This window comes from Agromyces sp. P2_B3 (assembly GCF_056404815.1).
Genome location: NZ_JBFUDH010000025.1, coordinates 21,701 through 27,884, shown reverse-complemented (window position 1 = coordinate 27,884; position 6,184 = coordinate 21,701). Strand labels below are relative to the sequence as shown.

General features: G+C 65.4%; 5 protein-coding genes and 1 pseudogene. All 6 read left to right on the top strand.

Annotation, left to right across the window (positions count from 1 at the left end):
- A partial coding sequence (locus AC1DZA_RS19245) for an Ig-like domain-containing protein (RefSeq protein WP_476773959.1) occupies positions 1-1,063 on the top strand: 1,063 nt, incomplete at its 5' end.
- A gap of 89 nt (positions 1,064-1,152) precedes the next feature.
- Positions 1,153-1,629, top strand: coding sequence for a hypothetical protein (locus AC1DZA_RS19240; protein ID WP_476773958.1), 477 nt, complete (start codon positions 1,153-1,155; stop codon positions 1,627-1,629).
- Positions 1,630-2,249: 620 nt separating this feature from the next.
- On the top strand, positions 2,250-3,722 hold the full coding sequence (gene cls / locus AC1DZA_RS19235) for a cardiolipin synthase (RefSeq protein WP_476773957.1): 1,473 nt from the start codon (positions 2,250-2,252) through the stop codon (positions 3,720-3,722).
- Positions 3,723-3,737: 15 nt separating this feature from the next.
- On the top strand, positions 3,738-3,974 hold the full coding sequence (locus AC1DZA_RS19230; protein ID WP_476773956.1) for a hypothetical protein: 237 nt from the start codon (positions 3,738-3,740) through the stop codon (positions 3,972-3,974).
- A gap of 109 nt (positions 3,975-4,083) precedes the next feature.
- Positions 4,084-4,668, top strand: a complete 585-nt coding sequence (locus tag AC1DZA_RS19225; protein WP_476773955.1) for an AI-2E family transporter — start codon at positions 4,084-4,086, stop codon at positions 4,666-4,668.
- 904 nt (positions 4,669-5,572) lie between these two features.
- Positions 5,573-6,054, top strand: a pseudogene (locus tag AC1DZA_RS19220) (transposase); the annotation flags it as partial.
- Positions 6,055-6,184 lie beyond the last annotated feature (130 nt).

Genomic DNA, 6,184 nt, shown 5'->3' with positions numbered 1-6,184 from the left:
CGGCACCGCGGGTACGGACACCACGACTGTGGTGTTCACCGCAGGCGTCCCGGACGTGACCACGTCCACGATCACGGCCGCGCCGGGCAGTATTCCCGCGGACGGCACATCCACCTCATTGGTGACCGTCACCGAGCTCGACAGCAACGGAAACCCCGTCGGGGCCGGTGGCGACACGGTCGTGATCACCACCGACCTCGGCACCATCGGTGCCGTCACGGACAACGGTGACGGCACCTACACCGCGACGTTGACGTCGGGTACGACGGCGGGCACCGCGACGCTCGGATTCACGTTGAACGGCACCGCGGGCAGCAGTAGCGCGACGGTGTTGTTCGTGGTGGTGCCGACGACGACGGTGTTGAGTGGTCCGGTTGGGATTCCTGTTGCGGGGCGTACGATCGTGGTTCCGGTTCAGGTTAGTGCGTCGGCTGGGCCGGCCCCGACTGGTCAGGTGCAGTTGCTCGTGGACGGGACCCCGTCCGGGGACCCCGTCGCGGTGGACGGCACCGGCCAGGCGGATCTGGAGTGGGAGGCCCCGACCGCGGGCTCTCACACGCTGACTGGTGAGTTCACCCCGGGCGTTGGGACCTGGCTGCCATCGGTGGGAAGCACGGATGTCACGGTACTCACGGTCACGGCGGCCACCAGGTCGGTGACGGTGACGGCCTCTACCTCGGCCGTAGAGGAGGGCGGGACGGCGACGTTCACCGCGACCGCGGTCGACGCGGACGGTGTCCCGATCGAGGATGTCACTGCTGACACTGTGTTCACCAGTGATGTGTCCACGGATGTGGTGACCGGGAACACTATCCGGTTCGCGACCGCGGGACCGCGCACCATCACGGGTACCTACCCGGCGGAGGCTGGTCCGGTCAGCGGGCAGGTCACTGTTGATGTCACGGCTGAGCCTGTCGCCCCGGCGGCACCGTCGACGCCGGCTGGTGGGATGGCGGAGACCGGGTTTGACCCGGCACCTGCGATCGCTGTCAGCCTGCTACTCACACTCCTCGGCGGGCTCCTGCTTCGTCGTCGCCGCCGTAGCGGCGCCCATACCCGGTGACCGAACCCGGTGACCGGGGTGGCACGCACACCACTCCGGCACCACGACTGGCACCCTCGCTGCTATTGAGAGATTGGATCCCCGCCCTTATGTCGACCCGGCTTCTGGTTGTTGTGCCCCTGATCGTCGTGCTGGGGGTTACTTTGACGGGCTGTACCGCCCCGGAACACGGCGGCAAGACGGAAACCAGCGCAACCGCCGACACCGACAGCAAGACCGACAATGACGGTGCGGAGGCTGCTGGGGGGCTTTCCCATCATGTGCCGGCTGACTTATTCGAGATCCTCGACACCCGTGACGACCAGATCGCCGATACCAGTATCGGCCCCCTCGAAACCGGGGGCGCTGAGAACGCGTTCGTGTTCCTCACTTGTACCGGCGGGGGCACGATCACGGTCGCCCTCGCGCCAGACACGAGCACCCCGATCGAGTGCGCCGACGATACCCCAGCGATGACGACCACCCGAATTGATGTTGCAGGGCGAGGCGAGTTCACCATCGATGTCACCACCGAACCCGGACAGACCTGGGCCGCCACCATCGCCACACCCAAAACCAGGCAATGATAGTCCACGAGACCCTGGCGGGGGAGGAGGATCTGTGTCTGATGCGCCCCCGGGGCTCGTGGATGACGAGTCGGCGTATTCAGCGACAGCTATCTCGACACCGAACGGGACGGTCAATGCCTCCGCCTTCGAATGTCCTTGCTCGTTCTGACGGATCTCCGCGCATTGACCATTGGACCAGAGTTGAGTCGAGTCATGGCGCCAAGGCATCGTCCTCGCGGAACCGTGATGGACCCCGTTCCTATGGGGTATGTAGTCGAATGCCCAGCGAACGAGCTCTTCGACGCGATCGCTGAGCGATCGGGAGTGGTCTCGGCAGGATGGTCGGGGAACGAACACCGTTCCGGGTTGACCCGGTGATCGTAGCGGCCCTCGTCAACTGCGCACGCTCTACGGGGATGAGCGGGATAATGCTGAACCCCGTCGTAGGCGCTGGTTGCCTCTGACGTGCGCCTAGCTACAGGGTGCGTGCGATCGCGGTGACGCTTTGACGGCCGCGATGCCGGTGCCATACTCAGACGACTGACCGGCCGCCTGAGCGAGGCGGGCGGCGAGAGCGACCGTACTGGGGAGGGCGCCATGGACGGTGCTGCAGCGACACATCGAACGACCGGGCGTTCGTGAGCGCCGAGACCGCCACCATCATCGGGTGGGTGCTGGTCGCGGCGGACTTCGTCATCCGCATCACCGCGCTCATCATCATCCCGCGCGACCGCAAGCCGACGGCGGCGATGGCCTGGCTGCTCGCGATCTTCCTGATCCCGTTCGTGGGCATCCTGCTGTTCCTGCTCATCGGCAACGTCAAGCTGCCGAAGAAGTGGCGGGTGCGGCAGGCCGAGGTGAACCGGCTGATCAGCGAGCGCGCCGAGGGCGTCGACCTGGCGCCCGACCGGTCGCAGTGGCCCACCTGGTTCGCCACCATCGCCGAGCAGAACCAGCGGCTCGGCGCGCTCCCCGTCATCGGCGGCAATCGGGCGACGCTCATCGGCGACTACCAGGCCTCGATCGACGCCATGACCGCCGACATCGAGACGGCCGAGCGCTTCGTGCACGTCGAGTTCTTCATCGTGTCGCTCGACGTGACGACGAAGGAGTTCTTCGCGGCGATGGAGCGCGCCGTCAAGCGCGGCGTCACGGTGCGCGTGCTGCTCGACCACATCTCCACGGGCCGATCGGCCACCCACAAGGAGACCTACGCCGAGCTCGACCGCATCGGCGCCAAGTGGAGCTTCATGCTCCCCGTGCAGCCGTTCAAGGGCAAGTTCCAGCGCCCCGACCTCCGCAACCACCGCAAGATCGTCGTCGTCGACGGGCGCGTCGGCTACACCGGCTCGCAGAACCTCATCGACCGCAGCTACAACTCGAAGAGCAACATCAAGCGGGGCCTGCAGTGGCAGGAGCTCGTGGCCCGGGTCACCGGCCCGACCGTGACGGCGCTCAATGCGGTGTTCATGTCGGACTGGTACGCCGAGACCGACGAGCTGCTCGCCGACGACGAGAACGTCCGCGCGACCGCCGTGCCGTTCGATACCTCGCCCGACGCCCTCGACTGCCAGATCCTTCCGAGCGGTCCGGCGTTCGACGGCGAGAACAACCTGCGCCTCTTCCTGTCGCTCGTGAACTCGGCGCAGGAGCGGGTGATCATCACGAGCCCGTACTTCGTGCCAGACGAGGCGATGATGTACGCGATCACATCAGCGCGGCTGCGCGGCCTCGACGTGCAGCTCTTCGTCTCGGAGATCGGCGACCAGGGTTCGGTGTGGCACGCGCAGCGGTCGTACTACGGCGCCCTGCTGCGCGCGGGCGTGCAGATCTGGCTCTACCCCGGGCCGTACATCCTGCACGCGAAGCACCTGTCGATCGACGACGACGTGGCGGTGATCGGCTCGAGCAACATGGACATCCGCTCGTTCAACCTGAACTTCGAGGTGATCATGCTGGTGCGCGGTGCGTCGTTCGTCGCGGACATGCGCGAGGTCGAGGCGGGCTACCGCGCCGTTGGCCGCCAGCTGACCCTCGAGGAGTGGGAGCGCGAGCCGGCCTCGGCGACGTTCCTCGACGGCATCGCACGCCTCACGTCGGCGCTGCAGTAGCGGAGGGGAGAGCGGATGCTGCAGGCCATCGGCCACATCCTCCCGATCGCGCTCGCCGTGGCGATCAGCTCGGTCCCGATCATGGCCACGATCGTGATCCTGCTGTCGCCGAAGGGCGGGCAGACGGCCCTGCCCTTCCTGATCGGCTGGGTGCCTCGAAGGAGATCAACGACATCGCCGCGGGATTCAACCCGTCGGAGCTCGTCGGGTTCATCGGCGGACGCATCGGCGGACTGGCGGGCTGGATCATGATGCTAGTGATCGTCTTCACGATGCTGCTGCTCATGGCCATGGACGCGGGCTTCATTCCACGCTCTTTCGCCAGATGTACCCGACACAGCCGCTCGTAATAGGCTCGCTCGTGGCATACGGCAACAACGTGCGCCGCTACATGGTGGTTACGACGGTGCTCGGTCTCGCACAGGGCTTCGTCACCTGGATGGCATTGCTCATTCTGCAGGTGCCCGGCGCGTTGACCTGGGGTCTACTCGCGTTTATCTGCTCGTTCATTTCGAACATCGGGTACTTCATAGCGATCATCCCGCCGATCATTTTCGGCGGCTTGGTCGGCGGTTGGCCCACGGGCATCGCGGTCATCGCGGTGTACGGCGTCATCAACGCCGTCATCCAGTCGGTGATCCAACCGCCCGTCGTCGGCAAGGCGGTGTCGCTCACCCAGACCATCACCTTCTTCCCGGTGCTGTTCTGGGCGGTGGTGATCGACCCGATCGGCGCGATCCTCGCGATTCCGCTGACCCTGGCCGTGCGTCTGATCCTCGTCGACACCAGCCCGCGCATGAACTGGATACGACCCATGATTGGCGAGCTCACCGAGACCCGGGCGATGATGATGCAGATTAACGCCGAGGCGAAGGCCGCTCGCAAGGCCCGGAAGGCCGGCGGCATAGCCGGCTCTGCTCGAGGCGTCGCAGCCGACTCCGCGTGATCGGCGACGAGCCCTGCTGAGGTGATTCACCGAGGGTGAATTCCAACGTAAGTTAGCCCCGGCACCCGCGATCGCCTGCTCGTCGGACGGGTCCATCGAGCTATGGCAAGCGCGTTCACTCTCTCGCTGGTTGGCCGCGATACTGCGAGTACGCCTTTACTGGGATCGCGTTGCTCGCCGTCCTGCTGTGCGGTTTACTCGACGCAACGCATGGTTGGCGACGCGGTATGGGGCGGCCCCGGGGCACACCTCCAAGGTCGGCCTGATGCCGCCGGTGCCGCGGGTGTTCGAGTCCAACAACCGCGGAGGTGAATTCGCGAGCAACGACATGGGATGGGCAGGAGAATTTCGAGCCCATCGGTGTTGTTTCGGTGTTGGTTGTCCCGGCCGGCGGCGACATATCGACACCGTCGATGAGCTCGGCCGCTCAGTCCGGTTCGGGATCTGAGCCGAAGTCGTCGCCGCGCGGCTTCAGCCGCTGGCGCGGACTTCGCTGATCGCAACGGCGAGCAACGAGGCACCGGGTAGTAGCATCACCGCGACGAAAATGACGACCAGCACGGTGAGTGCGGCCAACAGTACTGTGAACCACAGCAAGGCCAAGAATCGACGAGTGGGCGTCGGCGCCGGAACCATAACGGTCCCGCCCGATCTCAAGCCGAGTGGCAACGATCCCCACATAACCCATCCTCTCCACTCTGGTGGACGCATAGCGCCTCCCGAGTAGGTGAGGGTCTATCGCAATGGCTCACAACACATGACTGTTAGCAGCAATTTACGGAGCACAAGTGTCTGAGTAGAATACCAGACAATGATATACACAAACTAGTACGTTGCGCCCATGTTTGAAGTGCAGCCTGGATGGTGTGAACCGTCTGGCTCAGGACGCCCGCGTCAGCCGGGCGGGGAAGTCACCGCGAACGCGCGGAAAGTGTCCGCGCTGACGACCGTGCGGACCGAGATCGGTGATGTCGCGATCCAGTCCCAGGGGCAGGGACGGGACGTTCGCGCCGGCCGCGGTGCCCAAGCATCAGGGGCGGATCGCGGGCTTTGATGAGGCGGCGGTCTCGTTGTGCGCGAAGGGCATGACCACCTGCGGAATCGCGAAGCGCCTGCGGAATCGCGAAGCGCCTGTCCGAGCTGTCCGGTCAGACGTGTTCTGTGACCTGGTGTCCGCGGTCAGGGACTAAGTCGCGGCGGACATGCAGGGATGGCAGTCCCGGCCACTGGATCGCGTGTACCCGGTGGTCCGGATCCGCGATCGTGATCAAAGTCCGGGATGGGCAGGTCGCGAACGGGCCCGTGTACGTCGCGGTTGGGGCCGTGATCTGGCCGGAAGTGACCGTGCGGTCCTGCGTCGCGCATTTGGTCCGCAACAGCTTGCGGTAGGCGTCGAAGTGGCAGAAAACCCGGGGCGCTTCACTCCTTGTGAGCTAACGAGAGGATTGGCTACGTGCCCCGAAAGATTGACCCCGAAGTTCGTTCCAGAGCTGTGCGCCTGGTGACTCACCCCGTT